This window comes from Oliverpabstia intestinalis (assembly GCF_009696065.1).
Taxonomy (GTDB): Bacteria; Bacillota; Clostridia; order Lachnospirales; family Lachnospiraceae; genus Oliverpabstia; species Oliverpabstia intestinalis.
Map to the genome: position 1 here is coordinate 17569 of NZ_VUMS01000027.1, position 16736 is coordinate 34304.

General features: G+C 45.2%; 15 protein-coding genes. 14 read left to right on the forward strand and 1 reads right to left on the reverse strand.

Features of this window, described 5'->3' with window-relative positions:
• Positions 1–70 precede the first annotated feature (70 nt).
• Complete coding sequence (fliB, locus tag FYJ57_RS12255) at positions 71–1228, reverse strand: flagellin lysine-N-methylase (RefSeq protein ID WP_154432864.1); 1158 nt, start codon at positions 1226–1228, stop codon at positions 71–73.
• 149 nt (positions 1229–1377) lie between these two features.
• On the opposite strand from fliB, the gene FYJ57_RS12260 reads away from it, so the two are divergent.
• From FYJ57_RS12260 to FYJ57_RS12325, 14 genes are all read left to right on the forward strand, one after another.
• Entirely contained in the window at positions 1378–2343 is a 966-nt protein-coding gene (locus FYJ57_RS12260; protein ID WP_154432865.1) for a diacylglycerol/lipid kinase family protein, read from the forward strand.
• A gap of 27 nt (positions 2344–2370) precedes the next feature.
• A complete protein-coding gene (locus FYJ57_RS12265; protein ID WP_154432866.1) occupies positions 2371–3429 on the forward strand; it encodes an ethanolamine utilization protein EutH in 1059 nt (352 codons plus the stop codon).
• A 137-nt stretch (positions 3430–3566) separates the two neighbouring features.
• Positions 3567–4289, forward strand: a complete 723-nt coding sequence (locus FYJ57_RS12270) for a CpsB/CapC family capsule biosynthesis tyrosine phosphatase (RefSeq protein WP_154432867.1) — start codon at positions 3567–3569, stop codon at positions 4287–4289.
• 10 nt (positions 4290–4299) lie between these two features.
• On the forward strand, positions 4300–5034 hold the full coding sequence (locus tag FYJ57_RS12275) for a YveK family protein (RefSeq protein ID WP_106491418.1): 735 nt from the start codon (positions 4300–4302) through the stop codon (positions 5032–5034).
• Positions 5035–5040: 6 nt separating this feature from the next.
• Complete coding sequence (locus FYJ57_RS12280) at positions 5041–5748, forward strand: polysaccharide biosynthesis tyrosine autokinase (protein ID WP_328597486.1); 708 nt, start codon at positions 5041–5043, stop codon at positions 5746–5748.
• Between the two features lie 12 nt (positions 5749–5760).
• Complete coding sequence (locus FYJ57_RS12285; RefSeq protein WP_154432868.1) at positions 5761–6564, forward strand: immunoglobulin-like domain-containing protein; 804 nt, start codon at positions 5761–5763, stop codon at positions 6562–6564.
• Between the two features lie 40 nt (positions 6565–6604).
• Positions 6605–7684, forward strand: coding sequence for an LCP family protein (locus FYJ57_RS12290; protein WP_154432869.1), 1080 nt, complete (start codon positions 6605–6607; stop codon positions 7682–7684).
• A 552-nt stretch (positions 7685–8236) separates the two neighbouring features.
• Positions 8237–8842 carry an ECF transporter S component gene (locus tag FYJ57_RS12295; protein WP_154432870.1) on the forward strand — a complete coding sequence of 202 codons (606 nt, stop codon included), beginning with the start codon at positions 8237–8239 and terminating at the stop codon, positions 8840–8842.
• 124 nt (positions 8843–8966) lie between these two features.
• On the forward strand, positions 8967–9896 hold the full coding sequence (locus FYJ57_RS12300) for a P1 family peptidase (protein ID WP_154432871.1): 930 nt from the start codon (positions 8967–8969) through the stop codon (positions 9894–9896).
• 424 nt (positions 9897–10320) lie between these two features.
• Positions 10321–10872: an ECF-type riboflavin transporter substrate-binding protein gene (locus tag FYJ57_RS12305; RefSeq protein ID WP_022170786.1), complete on the forward strand. Its 552-nt coding sequence runs from the start codon at positions 10321–10323 to the stop codon at positions 10870–10872.
• Positions 10873–10969: 97 nt separating this feature from the next.
• Positions 10970–12694 (forward strand): ABC transporter ATP-binding protein, encoded by a 1725-nt coding sequence (locus FYJ57_RS12310; protein WP_328597487.1) that lies wholly within the window; start codon positions 10970–10972, stop codon positions 12692–12694.
• Positions 12684–13514, forward strand: a complete 831-nt coding sequence (locus FYJ57_RS12315; RefSeq protein WP_154432872.1) for an energy-coupling factor transporter transmembrane component T family protein — start codon at positions 12684–12686, stop codon at positions 13512–13514. Before FYJ57_RS12310 ends, FYJ57_RS12315 begins: the two co-directional genes overlap by 11 nt.
• Positions 13515–14052: 538 nt before the next feature.
• Positions 14053–14928, forward strand: a complete 876-nt coding sequence (locus FYJ57_RS12320) for a hypothetical protein (RefSeq protein WP_205839982.1) — start codon at positions 14053–14055, stop codon at positions 14926–14928.
• Between the two features lie 416 nt (positions 14929–15344).
• A complete protein-coding gene (locus FYJ57_RS12325; protein ID WP_154432873.1) occupies positions 15345–16466 on the forward strand; it encodes a phosphotransferase enzyme family protein in 1122 nt (373 codons plus the stop codon).
• The last annotated feature ends 270 nt before the right edge of the window (positions 16467–16736 follow it).

A 16736-nucleotide genomic window follows, 5' to 3' on the forward strand; every position in this document is an offset into this window, starting at 1 on the left:
TCCACCTGCTTTTTTTGCATATATATCAATAATTGGTCCGGAGGACCAATTTTGATGCCGGCAGCAACCATCAGATGCTACACAGTGTCATCAGATGTTCCAGTGAAAAGACCTCTTCCTGATCCAGCAGTTCTTCCAGCGTATTCAGGTTCTGATCCGAGTGTTCCAGTTCCCGGGAGAATCGGTAGCAGACGGACACCAGCTCCCCGGGTTCCGGCTTTTCCCGTTTCCGGGCATAGAGTCCCAGCACCAGCTCTTCGATGAAGAGTGTACAGATCACCACCATTTTTCCTTTGGCAAAGATTTTTTCATCATATACAGCACCACAGAAATATGTATACAGCCAGTATACCAGCAACTGTTCTTTCTGTATCTGCCATTCCGGGAAAGTATCCTGAAAATCAAGGAGAAGTTCCATATAGGATGTTTCTTCCGGACAGGTGTGATACAAAGAAATCAGTGTATCCTTTAAAAAAACGGTCCAGTCCGGTGAGAGAACCTCCAGTTTCGGAACGATGGTTTTCCAGATCTGTTTCATCAGATCGACCCGATCCATATCCGGAAAACACCGACCGGAAATTTTCTTTCGAAAAGCAGAAGAGAAACCGGACTGTTCATGGCGTGCACGGATCGTTTCCCAGGAAAAAAGTTCCTGTTTATTCACCGCCAGCTGAAAATCATGGGTGCACACCAGAAGTTTTGCCATCCGATATCGTACCGGAACATTGCGATCCTGAAGCACAGTGAGCAGATAATCTCTTGTATCCATCAGTGCGCTGAACAGAAAGTAATCAAAATCTTCATAGGTTTCTTCGGCAGTTTCTTTTTCAAAAGTTCGAAAAGTAACCGGGTCTTTTTGGGACAGGATGATCCGTGCTGCTTCCGGACAGGAGAGGGACAGGGATATTTCCCGCATACCCTCGAATTCTTCGATGTGCCGTGGATATCTGCGGCAGGTATCACAGAGCATCCCGGATCCCGCTTCTATATACATATCACAGAGATTTTCTTCATTTAAAAATGCACAGCGATGCCCGTACTGGCGGAAGGCATGTTCTTTCCAGTTGATATCGTTATGCAGCCGATTCCGGAAAGATCCCTGAAAATGGCGGTATTTGCTCAGGCTTTTGTCATCGATCATGATCTGCCATCCCGCACAGCAGGTATCCGGACAGGCATCTGCGATACAGGAAAACTTTTTATAATAAGAAGGAAATGTAATTTGCATAAAATAAATAAACTCCTTTAAGATATGATTGGTGTTACAGATTATTATTAAATCCGGTAAATATTGTAGCACAGATTTTATCGATTGTAAAAAGCCTTTGGCTGCGGTACAATAAAACCATTGAGTAAAAAACAAAGGAAAAATAAATTATGAATAAGATACAGATTATTGTAAATAACGGTGCCGGTACCGGAAGTGCAGTGGCGGTATGGAAGGAAACAAAAGAATATTTACAGGAAAATAAAATATCATATAACGCATATCTGACCCGTTATGAAAAACATGCAGTGAAGCTGGCCGGACAGATCTGTGGAAAGATTCCGGAAGGACCCATCTATCTGCTGGTGGTAGGGGGAGACGGAACTATCAATGAAGTGCTGAATGGCATTACGGATTTTGACCGTGTCCGCCTTGGTGTGATTCCCACAGGATCCGGTAACGATTTTGCCAGAAATCTCGGAATCCTTCGGAATACCAGAGAAGATCTGCGGGAAATCACAGCCTGTATCGACCAGGAACAAAACGGAGAAAAACTGCAGCGGATCGATCTTGGGAAAGTAAGCTGGGAAGGGTGTGAGAAGCCAAGAATCTTCGGTATCAGTGCAGGTGCCGGTCTGGATGCGATTGTATGTAAGAAGGCGTTGCATTCAAAGTTGAAAAAGATCCTGAACAGATTTCACCTGGGAAAGCTGACGTATCTGATGCTGACAGTTCAGACTCTGTTTTCCATGAGAACCTTTCAGGCGAATGTAACGACAGACGGGGAAACAGAGAGTTATGAAAATATGATCTTTGCTGCCGCCATGAATCTGAGGGCAGAAGGCGGCGGGGTTCCGATGGCACCGGAAAGTGTACCGGATGATGGAAAGATCTCTCTGAGCAGTGCGTCCGGAATACCAAAATGGAAAACATTTTTCCTGCTTCCGCTGCTGGCAATGGGAAAACAGGGAAGAATCCGTGGATTTGATGTGAAAGACGGATCTGAGATCGTGATGGAACTGGATCAGCCGGTGGTACTGCATGCGGATGGAGAATATTGTGGGGATGTGCAGCATATTTGCTTTCATTGTATGAAAAATACGTTGTGGCTATTACACACATGTACGGAAAAATAATAGTAAGATGACGGGGGAGAACGAAAAATGGATAAGATAATGATGTGGGTGATGGCAATCTGTGCCCTGATCGGCGGCGTGGATCAGCTTGCGGGAAATAAGTTCGGTCTGGGCAGACGATTCGAGGATGGGTTTCAACTTCTCGGACCGACGGCGCTTTCTATGGCTGGGTTGATCTGTATAACACCGTTACTTTCACTGGGGCTGGAACATACGATTGTTCCGCTTTACAGGATCCTTCATCTTGATCCTGGGATGCTGGGTGGTGTGCTGGCTATTGATATGGGCGGCTATCAGCTTTGTAAAGAACTGGCACAGGATCCGGCAATCGGCCGATACGGTGGGATTATCGTGGGAGCAACCCTTGGATGCACCATTACTTTCACGATTCCTGTTGGAATGGGAATGTTGGGAGAAAGGGAAAAACCATTGTTTGCCAAAGGGATTCTTGCAGGCTTATGCATGCATCCTGTGGGAATCCTGACAGGTGGTCTGATGTGCGGTGTTTCTCTGGGAAAACTGCTTTTTCAGAGCATTCCGGTTCTGATTCTTGCGATTCTTCTGGTTTTTGGAATTTCCCGGTTTCCGGACGGAATGATCCATGGGTTTCGGATATTTGCAACGGTGATCCGCAGTGCGGGTACTATAGGAATTGCGCTTGGAGCATTTTCTTATATGACCGGTCTGCAGCTGCTTCCCGGCCTGACTCCTCTGGATGAGGCACTGAAGGTGGTTTCCTCAATCGGAATCGTTCTCCTTGGCAGTCTGCCATTTGCGGAAATTTTGCAGAGGCTGTTAAAGAATCCGCTGGAATGGATCGGAGAAAAAATCGGTCTTGGAAGGAACGGTACGGCAGGATTGCTGGTGGGAATAGTAAGCGCACTGCCGGTAATCGCAGATATGAAGCGGATGAACGAAAGAGAAATCGTCATGAATGCAGCCCTTCTGGTATGTGGCACATCTATGGTGGCGGCACATCTGGGATTTGTTCTCGGTGTGGATGCTCCGGCGACAGGAGCACTTCTGGCAGGAAAACTGACCGGAGGGATCGCCGGAGTCTGGATGGCATGGAGGATCATGAAATAAAAGATTACTGTCCACTCCGTGCCCAGCAACAATAAAAGATTCTGTTAATTTTTTTGTGCAATCTTTTGCTTGTCAAATATAAGAAGCTTTTGTATAATAAAAACGATTGCGAGCAGAAAGAACAGAAAGGAAAGTATATGAAAGGTTTGTATGATATCCACACACATATTATTCCTCATGTGGATGATGGTGCGGATACGATTGAAATCACAAAAAAGATCCTTCAGATGGAATATAACGATGGAGTGCGGACGATTTTCGCAACTTCGCATTTTCGAAGAAGGATGTTTGAGGCACCGATGGAAAAGATCAGGCAGCAGTATCTTCAGGTTCAGCAGGCAGCAAAAGAGATTGCACCGGATCTCAGGCTCATTCTGGGATGCGAGTTTCACGCCAATCTGGATATGGTAGAAACTCTGAATGCAGGGAAAAGACCAACCATGGGAGATACGCGGTTTGTACTGACAGAATTTTCCGAAGCACATGATTTTCGTTTTATTCAGGAAAGATGTTATGAGCTGATCAGCAACGGATATGAACCGATCATTGCACATGCAGAACGCTATCCGGTTATCAGAAAGAATCTGGAACATCTCGAACAGCTGGTGGATATGGGCGCATACATACAGATGAATGCGGACAGTATCAGCGGTGTGGAAGGCTGGGGTATGAAGAGATTCTGTAAAAAGGTTATGAAGCAGAACCTGCTGCATTTTGTAGGCAGTGATGCACATAATACAGGGGACAGAAAACCCCAGATGGGTCGTTGTGCCCAATATATGGAGAAGACTATGGGACGGGAGTATGCAGATAAGATTCTGATCAGTAATCCCCGTGAGATCATAGAGGAAGGAAGATAGGAGAAAGAATATGGAACAAAATCAGATGAACAACGATGAGATCGAGATCGATCTGAGGGAGATTTTCTCTGTACTGCTGAGTCACCTGGGAATCATTATCCTGTCCGGGCTTGTTCTGGGCCTGGTGGCAATCGTAGGAACAAAAGTATTTATCACCCCTCAGTATCAGTCCGTAACCAAGATGTATGTGCTGGCAAAACAGAACAACGATACACTGACCAGCGCAGATATGCAGACCAGTACCCTGCTGACAAAAGACTATGCAGAGATGATCCAGAGCCGTACCGTTACGGAAGCGGTCATTGCACAGCTTGGTCTGGATATGACACATGAACAGCTGGTAAATAAGATTTCCGTATCCAATACGACAGATACCCGTATCATTACCATCAGCGTACTGGATAAGGATCCTTATATGGCAAGAGACATTGCCAATGCGGTGCGTGATACAGCCGCAGAACATATCAAGAATGTTATGAATTCCGAAGCAGTTAACGTTGTAGATGAGGCCAATATCCCGGCTGAAAAATACAGTCCGAGTGTTTCAAAGAATGGTCTGATCGGTGGTGTCCTGGGATGTATGATCGCAGTTGCCATTATCCTGATCCGCTTTATTATGAATGATACCATTCAGACAGCAGAGGATGTAGAACGTTATCTGCAGCTTAGTACTCTGGGAACCATTCCTCTGTTACAGACGGATAAAAAGAAGAAAAAACGTGCGAAAAAACATAAAAGGAGATAAAAAGCTGTGGAAAATGTAGAAATTAAAGTGCAGGAGATGGACTACAGCGGAACAGAAGCCTATAAGTCTCTCCGTACCAATCTCCAGTTTTGTGGAGAAGATAAAAAAGTGATCGCAGTAACAAGCTGTACACCAAATGAAGGAAAAAGCAGTGTGACCATGAATCTGGCAGTTTCCATGGCAGAAGCTGGAAAGAAAGTGATCCTGATCGATGCGGATATGAGAAAATCTGTAGTGGTGGGAAGAACAAAAGTGAGAAGTTCTGTAAAAGGACTGACCCACTATCTTTCCAAACAGGCACCTCTGATCGATGTGATCTGCTCCACCAATGTAAAGAATCTGAGCATTATATTTGCCGGACCGGTTCCGCCAAATCCTGCAGAACTGCTTGGAAGCCGTCATTTTAAAGCGATGCTGGATTCCCTCAAAAAAGTATATGATTACATATTGATCGATACCCCGCCTCTGGGAAGCGTTATCGACAGCGCGATTATCGCGGAAGAATGTGATGGTGCGATGATTGTCATCGAATCCGGTGTGATCAGTTATCGGTTTGCACAGGAGGTAAAGCAGCAGCTGGAAAAGAGTAACTGTCCGATCCTTGGTGTTGTTCTGAATAAAGTAGATATGTCCAGACAGGGCTACTACGGTAAATATTATGGCAAATACTATGGAAAATATGGAAAATACGGCAAGTATGGACATGAAGATTAAACAGAGGAAGGCGTGGAAAAAGAAATGAAAAAAGGTATCATAGCAATTATGGTGATTCTGTGTCTTGGACTGATGGGCTTTGTGGGCTTTATGAAGTTTTCGGAAGACAATACGCCGCCGGAGATCCAGTTCCAGGATAACGAGATCGTGTATACAGCAGGTGACAGCTATGACGGACTTCTGGACGGAGTGACAGCGACAGATAATAAAGATGGTGATGTGACAGAAAGCCTGGTTGTTGAGAGCGTATATCCCAACGAAGACGGACAGACTGCTACGATTGTATATGTTGCAAGAGACTCCCGCAACAATGTGGGAAAAGCAAATAAAGTAGTAACGTATCGTGCGGCTGCAGATGACCAGGCAGCAACATCAGATGCCACAGAGAAAACGGCAACAGATGAGAGTGCAGATGCACAGCCTTCTGTAACACCGGAAGCGACAGATACGCCAACTCCGACTCCGTCAGTGACACCGGATGCCGGATCTGACACGGAGGCGGCAAGCGCTGACACAACATCAGAAGATGACAGTGAGGAAGACGATTCCACAGATGATCTTTCGGCGGAAGCTCCGAGGATCAAACTGTCAACAAACCGTGTGACGATCAAAAAAGGAGAGTCGATTAACCGTATCTCTTATGTGGAAAGTGTAACGGATGATAAGGACAGCAAAGAAACTCTGTACAAGCGGATCGAGATTTCCGGAGACACATTCGATAAAGACACTCCAGGCACTTATGAGCAGACGTATTACGTCGTTGATACGGACGGAAACCGTTCCAACGAAGCAAAACTGACAATCGTGGTTCAGTAACGGAACTGTTGCGATGCGACAGTACAAATGAGGAAAAATTATGAAAAAACATTCATCAAAGAAAAAAGCTCTGCTGATTGCTCTTGCAGTGATCGTAGTTCTGATCCTGGGTGCGGTCGGAGCTGTTTACGGAGTTACTCATGGATTCTACAGATCCAGTAATTACACATCGGATGAAGATGCGATGAAAGACTTTACAAACGTAGGGGAAGATACAACTGCTGAAGATGAAGTGAATCCGGAAGATGCAACCGGAGAAGTTTTATCGGACGAAGAACAACAGGAACTAGATGCAAAACTGGCCGAGTTTGCCGATTCAGAACCGGTTACAAATGACGGAAATGTATATAACGTTTTGCTGGTAGGGGTTGACCGCCGTGACAAGTCCTGGGCAGGAAACTCAGACAGTATGATCCTGATGTCTCTGAATTATGAGAAAAAGCAGATCAGCATGATTTCTCTGATGCGTGATACCTATGTGAATATTCCCGGTATCGGTATGAGAAAACTGAATGCAGCCCATGCCAATGGTGCCGGTCCGCTGCTTCTGGAAACAGTGACACAGAACTACAAGGTTCAGGTGGATCGTTATGTATCTGTTGATTTTAACAGCATGATCGATATCATTGACAAGCTGGGTGGTGTGGAACTGACACTTTCCGATGATGAAGTGAGAGTTGCCAATAATTACATCACAGAGATGTGTAATCTGAGAAAGTTGGATCCAAACAGCTATTACTTTATAAAAGGTGGGACAAAGACCTGCTCCGGTATACAGGCAGTAGCCTATGCGCGTATCCGCTATGTCGGTAATGCCGATTATCAGCGTACCGAACGTCAGAGAACCGTTCTGACCAAGATGATGGAAAAGATCAAGGATATGAGCCTTCCGGAACTGTACAGTTTTGCTGAAGATGTTCTTCCGCTGGTAACTCATAACATCCCGGAAGATGAGATGTGGTCTCTGCTTGCGAAGTCTCCATCCCTGTTACAGTACAAACTGGTAAAAGAACGTATTCCATATGATAATATGTATAAAGTTATCTATGTGAAGAAACAGGATATGCTTGTTCCGGACTGGGAACAGACCATTGCAAAATTAAAAGAAACATTATATTAAAGATTAAAATCGGGTGGTATCAGAATCGGGAAAGATTCTGGTACCGCTTTTTTGCGTTGCATAACGAGTAAATTCGTGAGGCATAGTTTCTCTCGTTGCGTTGCATATCAATAATTGGTCCGGTGGATCAATTTTGATTTACGCAAGCAACAAGCGATATTCCGTTCCGGTATGTTCCGAAAGAAATACAATGTTTTCCGGAAATTTTTGTTGCTATTTAAGAAAATGATGGTATAGTAGAAAAGAACGTTATTCCTGTGTGAAAACGCATCAACCATTTTGATAATATTTTTAAAAACTTGGAAACGATGATGGTGCCGACCATTTACAGGCGGCAACTATGCGGAGGATCCATGAAATCTTATCCGAAGCTGTATGAATATGCAGATGTTATACAGCTGTCTGTTTGTATGTCTGTTATTTCACAGGTATCTGATGTTCAGTTTTATTCCCAATATTCTATAATTTAATGAGCCGAGAGACAGGGAACGTATAGCTGTATTTTATGGTGGTATGCCGTTTCATCGGACGGAAGAGGAGAAAAAAGAAACTATGAACAACACACATGCATCACGGACACGGTATCTGGTGGAACTGGCACTGATGGTGACCATTATTTTCGTTATGGCATTTACCCCGCTGGGATATTTCCGGACACTTGGATTATCTATTACGTTTCTGACGGTACCGGTAGCAGTTGGGGCGATGATTCTCGGACCTTTGGGCGGTGCGATCTGCGGACTGGCATTCGGTATCACCAGTTTTATGCAGTGCTTCGGTATGGGTGCTTTCGGAACCATGTTATTCAGCATCAATCCGCTGGGAACCGCAGTGGTATGTATCGTTCCGAGACTCCTGGAAGGATGGATCACAGGACTGATTTTTAAAGCGGTCCGCGGAAAAATGAAAAATGGTGCCTATCTGGTGGCGAGTCTTGCCTGCCCGCTTTTGAACACTCTGTTTTTTATGAGTGCGCTTGTGCTGATTTTTTATCATACAGATTATATCCAGGGATTTGTGACATCTCTGGGAGTGAGTAACCCGTTTACCTTTGTTGTGGCATTCGTCGGTGTACAGGGACTGCTCGAGGCAATCGTCTGCTTTATCCTGGCAGGAGCAATCTCAAGAGCGCTGAGTGCGGCATTACACAGAATCTAAGCAATAATCAGAGGATACAAAACAAGAACATTTTACATGATAAGAAGCATGCCGGAAGATTTCGGGAAGGAAGTCCGGCATGCTTCTTGTATCAGGATTTCTATTTATCAGGAGAGTGAGAGTAATGAAGGGAATACGTGAAATAGCGATAACGGATATGCCGGAGGTTTCCATCGGTAATGTCCAGAGTGACGAGGCAAAAACCGGTGTGACTGTACTTTTATTTGATAAGAAGGGTGCGGTTGTCGGAGTGGATATCAGTGGTGGAGGACCGGCATCCAGGGAAACTCCGCTGACTTCTCCGGTTACAGCGGATAACCCGATCAACGCGATCGTTTTATCCGGCGGATCTGCCTATGGACTGGCAGCAGCAGACGGTGTGATGCGTTGCCTGGAAGACCACGGAATCGGGTTTGAGACAGGCTATGCCAGGGTTCCGCTGGTGTGCCAGTCCTGTATCTATGACCTGGGTTACGGAAGTGCCACTGTCCGGCCGGACAGTGCAATGGGATATGCGGCCTGCGAGAAAGCGCTGGCAGGCGGCAATCCTTCCTGCGGCAGTGTGGGCGCCGGAACCGGTGCTACAGTAGGTAAGATCTGTGGCATGGAGCGTGCGATGAAATCCGGTCTCGGTATGTATGCCGTAGAGCTGGGAGAACTTCGGATGGCAGCTGTCGTAGCGGTCAATGCACTGGGGGATATCTTTGATCCATCCACCGGAAAAAAGATCGCCGGACTTCTTACGGCAGATGGAACATCTTTTGGTGACAGTTGCGAAGAACTCTGGAAGATGGGGAGGAGAGAGAATCTCTTTACCGGCAATACAACGATTGGAGCAGTGTTCACTAACGGAAAGTTCAATAAAGCACAGATGAATAAGATCGCATCTATGACCAGAAATGCCTATGCACGGTGCATCAACCCTGTAGGAACCATGGCAGACGGCGACAGTATCTACGCGGCATCCGCAGGAGATGTGGAAGCGGATCTGAATGTGGCGGGAACCCTGGCAGCATATGTGATGGAACGGGCGATTGTGGCAGCGATCCGGTAATATTCCACGAGGCGTTTTTCGTGAGCGAAGGTCACAGAAAACCCGGGCCATATCGCACGAATCTATGCGATCAGCGTAACTGTTCAGTACCTTCACAGTTACGAGCCAAAACGCATAAAAAATCACCTTCGGTGATGGCATTTTGGCTTGTATGTCTCGGGATTTTGACATATTCATGTCAAAACACCTCGCGGGACAGTGGCTACTGAATAGTTACCGATCAGCACAGATTCGGTGTATCGCGCAGCGTGATGCCTGGAACGGAGTAAACAGTAACACAGACGGGATATCATGCGGCATGAGACGCAGAGAACAGTTGACAACCTTCCATAAAACAGCGTATACTATATAAGAATATGGCGTTGCTGAGGTCTCTGATAAAGCCGGAGCCTGCAGTAGCGAAAACACGAGGGAGGAAATGAATATGAAAAAGAATAACAGTATCAAAACTGTGGTAGCCATCGGTATCGGCGCGGCTCTGTTCTTTGTGCTGGGACGTTTTGTGGCGATCCCGAGCCCGGTTCCGAACACTAACATCAGTCTTCAGTATGCAGTACTGGCTCTGCTGGCTGCTATGTACGGTCCGGTAGCCGGTGGTCTGATCGGTTTCATCGGTCATACACTGGTGGATCTGTCCTGGGGTGGAATCCCGTGGTGGAGCTGGGTGATCACATCTGCATTTGTCGGTGTGGTTGTAGGAGCATTCGCCAGAAAGCTGAACGTTCAGGAAGGCGATTTTGGTAAAGCAAAAGCAGCAGTATTTGCAATCGCAAACGTAGTTGCTCATGTCATCGGATGGGTTGTAGTGGCTCCGGTACTGGATATTCTGATTTATGCTGAACCGGCAAAAAAAGTATTTGCACAGGGTGCATTTGCCGCAGTATCCAATACGATCACCGGTGTGGTAGTAGGTGGACTTCTGATCCTGGCTTACACAAAGACCATTGCCAAAAAAGGATCCCTGGATCAGGAATAAAATCAGTTGCTGATTACGAAAAAGCTTTCTCATAAAGTCTCAGAGGCTTGTGAAAAAGCTTTTTCTTTTGTAAATAGTAAGACGAGGTAGAGAAAACGTGACAAACAAACAATCCCCTGTTATTTCATTCAAAAATTATTCCTTTCAGTATCGTGCCCAGAAACGACCGACTTTAACAAATATCAATCTGGATATCTATCCGGGTGAGAGAGTTCTGATCGCAGGTCCCTCCGGTTGCGGGAAAAGTACTCTTGCGGGCTGTATTAACGGACTGAATCCCTGTTCCAATCCGGGCGAAGCCACCGGCGAACTGCTCATCGATGGGGTGGATGCCACAAAAAGCAGTATTTTTGAGCTTTCCGCTCATGTGGGAACGGTTCTGCAGGATCCGGACGGACAGTTTATCGGACTGACTGTAGGAGAGGATATCGCATTTTCCCTGGAGAACAGCTGTATGCCCCAGGACGAGATGCATCAGATCACGCGAAAAGTAGCAGAACTGGTAAAAATCAATAACCATCTTGATTATGCACCCCATGAACTTTCCGGCGGACAAAAACAACGGGTCAGTCTTGCCGGTGTTATGGTGGATCAGGTGAAGATCCTGTTATTTGATGAACCGCTTGCCAATCTGGATCCGGCAACCGGAAAACAGACGATCGAGCTGATCGATGAGATCCAGAAAGAGACCGACACTACGGTAGTGATCATCGAACATCGTCTGGAAGATGTATTATGGAGAGATGTGGATCGGATCATCCTGGTCAGTGAAGGAAGGATCCTGGCAGATCTGCATCCGGATGTGCTTCTGGCAACGGATCTTCTTGCTGAAAATGGGATCCGGGAGCCACTGTATCTGACTGCGATGCGCTATGCCGGAATCACGCTGACACCGGAGAAAAAACCATCCCATGCAGACAGGGTTGCACTATCGGAAGAAGATGTAAAACGGTTAAAGCAGTGGTTCCAGTCGCGTATGTCAGGAAAGAAGGAGTCGGAGAGAGATCCTCTTTTGGAAGTGAAAAACCTGAGTTTTGGATACACAAAAGGACAGCGGACGCTTCAGGATGTAAGCCTAACGATCCGAAAAGGAGAGATGGTCAGCATCGTAGGAAAGAACGGAGCCGGAAAATCGACATTTTCCAAACTGGTCTGTGGCTTCGAGGATCCGGATCAGGGAGAGATTCACTTTGCAGGGAAGGATCTGCTGACAGAAAATATCCGCCACAGAGCAAAACATATCGGCTACGTGATGCAGAATCCAAATCAGATGATCTCCAAGACCATGATTTTTGACGAGGTAGCATTGAGCCTTCGCAATACAGGACTGGATGAGGCGAAGATCAGGGAGCGGGTGGAAGAGACACTGAAGATCTGTGGCCTGTATCCGTTCCGAAACTGGCCGATCTCAGCACTGAGTTTCGGACAGAAAAAACGTGTGACCATTGCCAGTGTTCTGGTACAGAATCCGGAATTGATCATTCTGGATGAGCCGACGGCGGGGCAGGATTTTCATCATTATACAGAAATTATGGAATTTTTGCGAAAATTAAATGAAGAGGGTGTTACCGTTGTGATGATCACCCATGACATGCATCTGATGCTGGAATATACACCGCGGGCACTTGTCTTTGCGGACGGGCGGCTGATCGCTGATGACAGTGCGGCTGCAGTTTTATGTAATCGGGAGCTGGTTGAGAGGGCGGCTCTGAAGGAAACCAGTTTATTCACTCTGGCAAACCGTGCAGGTATCACGCCGCCGGAAGCCTTTGTGGAATGTTTTATCGAAGAAGATCGGGAGGTGCGCAGCCATGGCCGCTAATACGGTATTAAATTATCTGCCAAGGGAAAGTGTAGTTCACAGACTCACCGGAACTACCAAGCTGGCATTTTTCCTGTTATTTACCTTCGCCAGCATGATCACCTACAACACCTGGGTGCTTCTTGGACTTTTGGCGATGAGTATCTCAGCGTTCAAACTTAGCAAGATCCGCTTCAAAGAAGTCCGTTTTATGATGATTTTCATGCTTGTTTTTCTACTGTTGAATAATTTGTTCATCTTTTTGTTCGACCCGGATCAGGGAACAACACTGTATGGCACCCGGCATGTACTCTGTCATCTGTTCTGGAGGTATGATCTGACAGCGGAGCAGCTGTTTTATATGGTAAATATTTCCATCAAATACTTCGTGGCACTGCCGGTAGCGATCCTGTTTATCTCAGCGACGAACCCCAGTGAATTCGCTGCCAGCCTGAACAGCATCGGTATCTCCTACAAAGTAGGCTATTCCGTGGCCATCGCCCTGCGTTACATCCCGGACATCCAGCGAGACTACCACAGCATCAGCCAGGCACAGCAGGCGAGAGGTGTGGAACTTGGAAAAAAAGAACACTTTTTCGCAAGACTGAAAAACTCTGTCAACATCTTGCTGCCACTGATCCTTACAAGCCTGAACCGCATCGATACGATCTCGAACGCGATGGAACTGAGGGGATTCGGAAAACACAAAAAGAGAACCTGGTATACAAAAAGATCCTTCGCAAGAAATGATTTTATCGTGCTGGGACTCGGAGTTGTGCTGCTGGGGGCGAGCCTGACGGTGACGATCTTATTTGGGAGATTTTATAATCCGTTTGTGTAAAGAGCATTTTAAGTTTGTATAAACGTTGACAAAAAATATCATATGTGTTAATTTTAAAATATACAAATCTGGAAACGATTCTTTGACCATTCGGTTATTTGATTTCCGTATCGCATTGCAAAAACAATTGGAAACCGACCAAAAACGGAAGTAACAGGTGTCAGGTACACTTACAATTTTCTTACATTTGAATTGATCACTGATAAAACATAACTCATGGATTCAGGAACAAACAGAAATATTCTACTGTTCGTTCCTGAATGATCTATAATAATTGCATAAATGTATGTCTACGAATATTGATAATATTGAAAATATCAGACTGTAAAACAAATTGTATTTGACGAAACATAACTTTTAGGGTATGATAATTATAAACATTTTATATTTCTATTTTTCTTTACGGCATTCAGCCGTATCTATTTGATTCAAACCGCGTTCGCGGACTTAGAAATTTCCAATGCAAATTAAATAAGAGAAGGGCAGAGGAGGGTTCTGAGGAAGCGAAGATCCTTCTCTCGAAAAACAGGAGGATTTTATGGATAATGTGAAAGTAGCAGATGATTATAAAGATCGTTTATTCCGGATGATCTTTAATGACAAAGAAAAGTTATTAGAGCTTTATAATGCGATGAATAGGTCGGATTATACAGATGCCAGTGAACTTCAGGTAGTGACGCTGGAGAATGCGATCTATCTCTCAATGAAAAATGACGTGGCTTATGTGCTCCATGATGAGTTGTTTTTGTATGAGCAGCAGTCTACAAAAAATGCGAACATGCCGTTACGCTGTCTGTTTTATGCAAGTGACACGTATTCGGTACTGGTGAAGGACAAGAATATTTACGGTTCAAAGATGCTTCCGCTTCCATCGCCTACGTTTGTAGTGTTTTATAATGGAAAACAGAAGATGGATGAGGAAGCGGAACTGAGACTTTCGGATGCCTTTGTAAAAAAGCAGGAGATTCCGAATCTGGAAGTGATCGTAAAAGTGAAAAATATCAATATGGGAAACAGCCGGGAACTTTTCGAAAAATGCAGACCGATGCGGGATTATATGATCTTTGTGGATAAGGTAAGAAGGTATTCACAGGAACAACCGTTGGAAGACGCAGTGGAACGGACAATCCGGGAGTGCATGGAAGAAGACGTGATGGCTGATTTTCTGAAAAGGAACAGGGCGGAGGTTGTGAAAATGTGTCTTTATGAGTATGACGAAGAAAAGCAAAGGGAGTTTGACCGGGAGGAAGGACGAGAAGAAGGACGAGAAGAAGGACGCCAGGAGTTACTGGAAGAACAGATTCGTGCAAATGTGAAAAAAGGATATTCGAAAGAAATGATTGCTGATTTCCTTGGAGTAGATCTGAAAACGATTGAGGCAGTTATAGCTGGTTTAGTGGAAGTTAAGGGGTAAAAATCTGTCGTAAGGCGGTTGAAAAGGAGAAGATTTCGTATTGGGTAAATGTTTTTGACGGGCAGTGGCCGCAGTCGGATGTGATCAACACACTTCGTAAACGGAGCATTCTGATGGCTCAGGCGATTTACAGTAAAGCTGACGGTTGAATGACAGAATTTTTGTCTTTGCATCATTTTGTATCGATACCGACTCTACAATACAGATATAGAAATACAGAATTTTAAGTTGAGTTTTTCTGACAATATGGTATACTGAATATTATGACACATATGATACGGAGCAGAAAACAGACTGAGATTACGATATGACCGACATCCGTATGAAAAAACAAATTAGAAATACCGGTATGGAAATTTGGCTTTGGAAAGGTAATACCGATCGAATATACCGGAGATATGAAAGGATATAGAACTATGAATCGGGAGAACTTACAGACAGGAAGACAGGAGGCAATCCGGGGATTTGATATTGATGGAACATTTCTGGAGTGTATACCTTGTGGAAATGGTCATATTAACGATACTTTTATGATGTCATTTGACAGAGATGGTGAAACACATCGGTATTCACTGCAGCACATGAACCGGTCCGTATTCAGGGATCCGATTTCGTTGATGAATAATATTCTCCATGTGACAGACTATCTGAAAGAACAGATCAGGGCACAGGGAGGAGATCCACAGAGAGAGACACTTGATTTTGTATGTGCAAAGTCAGGTGAACCGTATTTTATAGACAGTTTTGGAGAGTACTGGAGAGCATATCATTTTGTAGAAGATGCATATGCACTGGAAGAAGTAAAAGATCCACAGGACTTTTATGAGAGTGCGGTGGCTTTCGGTAATTTCCAGAGAATGCTGGCAGATTTTCCGGCGGATACTCTGACGGAGACCATTGCCGGCTTCCATGATACCAAGGCGCGGTTTGCAGCATTTGAGAAAGCGGTCGAAGAAGATGTATGCGGAAGAGCTGCAGGAGTACAGCAGGAGATCCGGTTTATAAAGGATCGATACGATGTTGCCTGTGTGCTGGGTGATCTGTTAGAGGCAGGAGAACTTCCGCTTCGTGTAACACATAATGACACCAAGTCCAACAATGTTCTGATGGATAATGCTACCGGAAAAGGTCTTTGTGTGATCGATCTGGATACTGTTATGCCGGGGCTGGCAGTGAATGATTTTGGTGATTCCATCCGCTTTGGTGCAAGCACAGGCGCAGAGGATGAGAAAGATCTTTCCAAGATCTCCTGTGATATGGAACTGTATGATATTTATGCAAAAGGTTTCGTAGAAGGATGCGGTGGTGCGTTGACCGATATGGAGATTGAGTGTCTGCCGATCGGGGCGAAGGTAATGACTTATGAGTGTGGTATGAGATTCCTGACAGATTATCTCTCCGGGGATACATACTTTAAGGTTGATTATCCGACCCACAATCTGGATCGTACGAGAACACAGCTGAAACTGGTGTGGGACATGGAACAGAAATGGGAGCAAATGCAGGAGATTGCCCGAAAATATAAAAATAAAAGATAGGAACCAGTTATTAACTTCGACTAAGACGCTCAGAAAAGACTTTTTGTTTTGTTTACAGCCAATACCCAGAAAAGGAGTGCATGCCCGGTGGGGGCGGACAGCCTTTTGCTGGTGCTTTTAGCAAAGATGAGATCCAGCGTCTAGGTAGTGTAAAAAAGTTTGTGTTTCTGGTAAAAAATGGCTCCTTTTTGGTAAGAATTCAGATATGACAATTCTTATCGAAAAGGAGTATTTTTATGGCAGTTGCAAAGGAACAAATTCGACAGATTA

Excerpts from the sequence above, each read along its gene's own strand:
- FYJ57_RS12270 (WP_154432867.1), top strand. The coding sequence starts at position 3,567 with ATGAAAGGTTTGTATGATATCCACACACATATTATTCCTCATGTGGAT.
- FYJ57_RS12300 (WP_154432871.1), top strand. The coding sequence starts at position 8,967 with ATGAAGGGAATACGTGAAATAGCGATAACGGATATGCCGGAGGTTTCC.
- FYJ57_RS12320 (WP_205839982.1), top strand. The coding sequence starts at position 14,053 with ATGGATAATGTGAAAGTAGCAGATGATTATAAAGATCGTTTATTCCGG.
- FYJ57_RS12265 (WP_154432866.1), top strand. The coding sequence starts at position 2,371 with ATGGATAAGATAATGATGTGGGTGATGGCAATCTGTGCCCTGATCGGC.
- FYJ57_RS12290 (WP_154432869.1), top strand. The coding sequence starts at position 6,605 with ATGAAAAAACATTCATCAAAGAAAAAAGCTCTGCTGATTGCTCTTGCA.
- FYJ57_RS12325 (WP_154432873.1), top strand. The coding sequence starts at position 15,345 with ATGAATCGGGAGAACTTACAGACAGGAAGACAGGAGGCAATCCGGGGA.
- FYJ57_RS12275 (WP_106491418.1), top strand. The coding sequence starts at position 4,300 with ATGGAACAAAATCAGATGAACAACGATGAGATCGAGATCGATCTGAGG.
- fliB (WP_154432864.1), bottom strand. The coding sequence starts at position 1,228 with ATGCAAATTACATTTCCTTCTTATTATAAAAAGTTTTCCTGTATCGCA.
- FYJ57_RS12260 (WP_154432865.1), top strand. The coding sequence starts at position 1,378 with ATGAATAAGATACAGATTATTGTAAATAACGGTGCCGGTACCGGAAGT.
- FYJ57_RS12305 (WP_022170786.1), top strand. The coding sequence starts at position 10,321 with ATGAAAAAGAATAACAGTATCAAAACTGTGGTAGCCATCGGTATCGGC.
- FYJ57_RS12295 (WP_154432870.1), top strand. The coding sequence starts at position 8,237 with ATGAACAACACACATGCATCACGGACACGGTATCTGGTGGAACTGGCA.
- FYJ57_RS12315 (WP_154432872.1), top strand. The coding sequence starts at position 12,684 with ATGGCCGCTAATACGGTATTAAATTATCTGCCAAGGGAAAGTGTAGTT.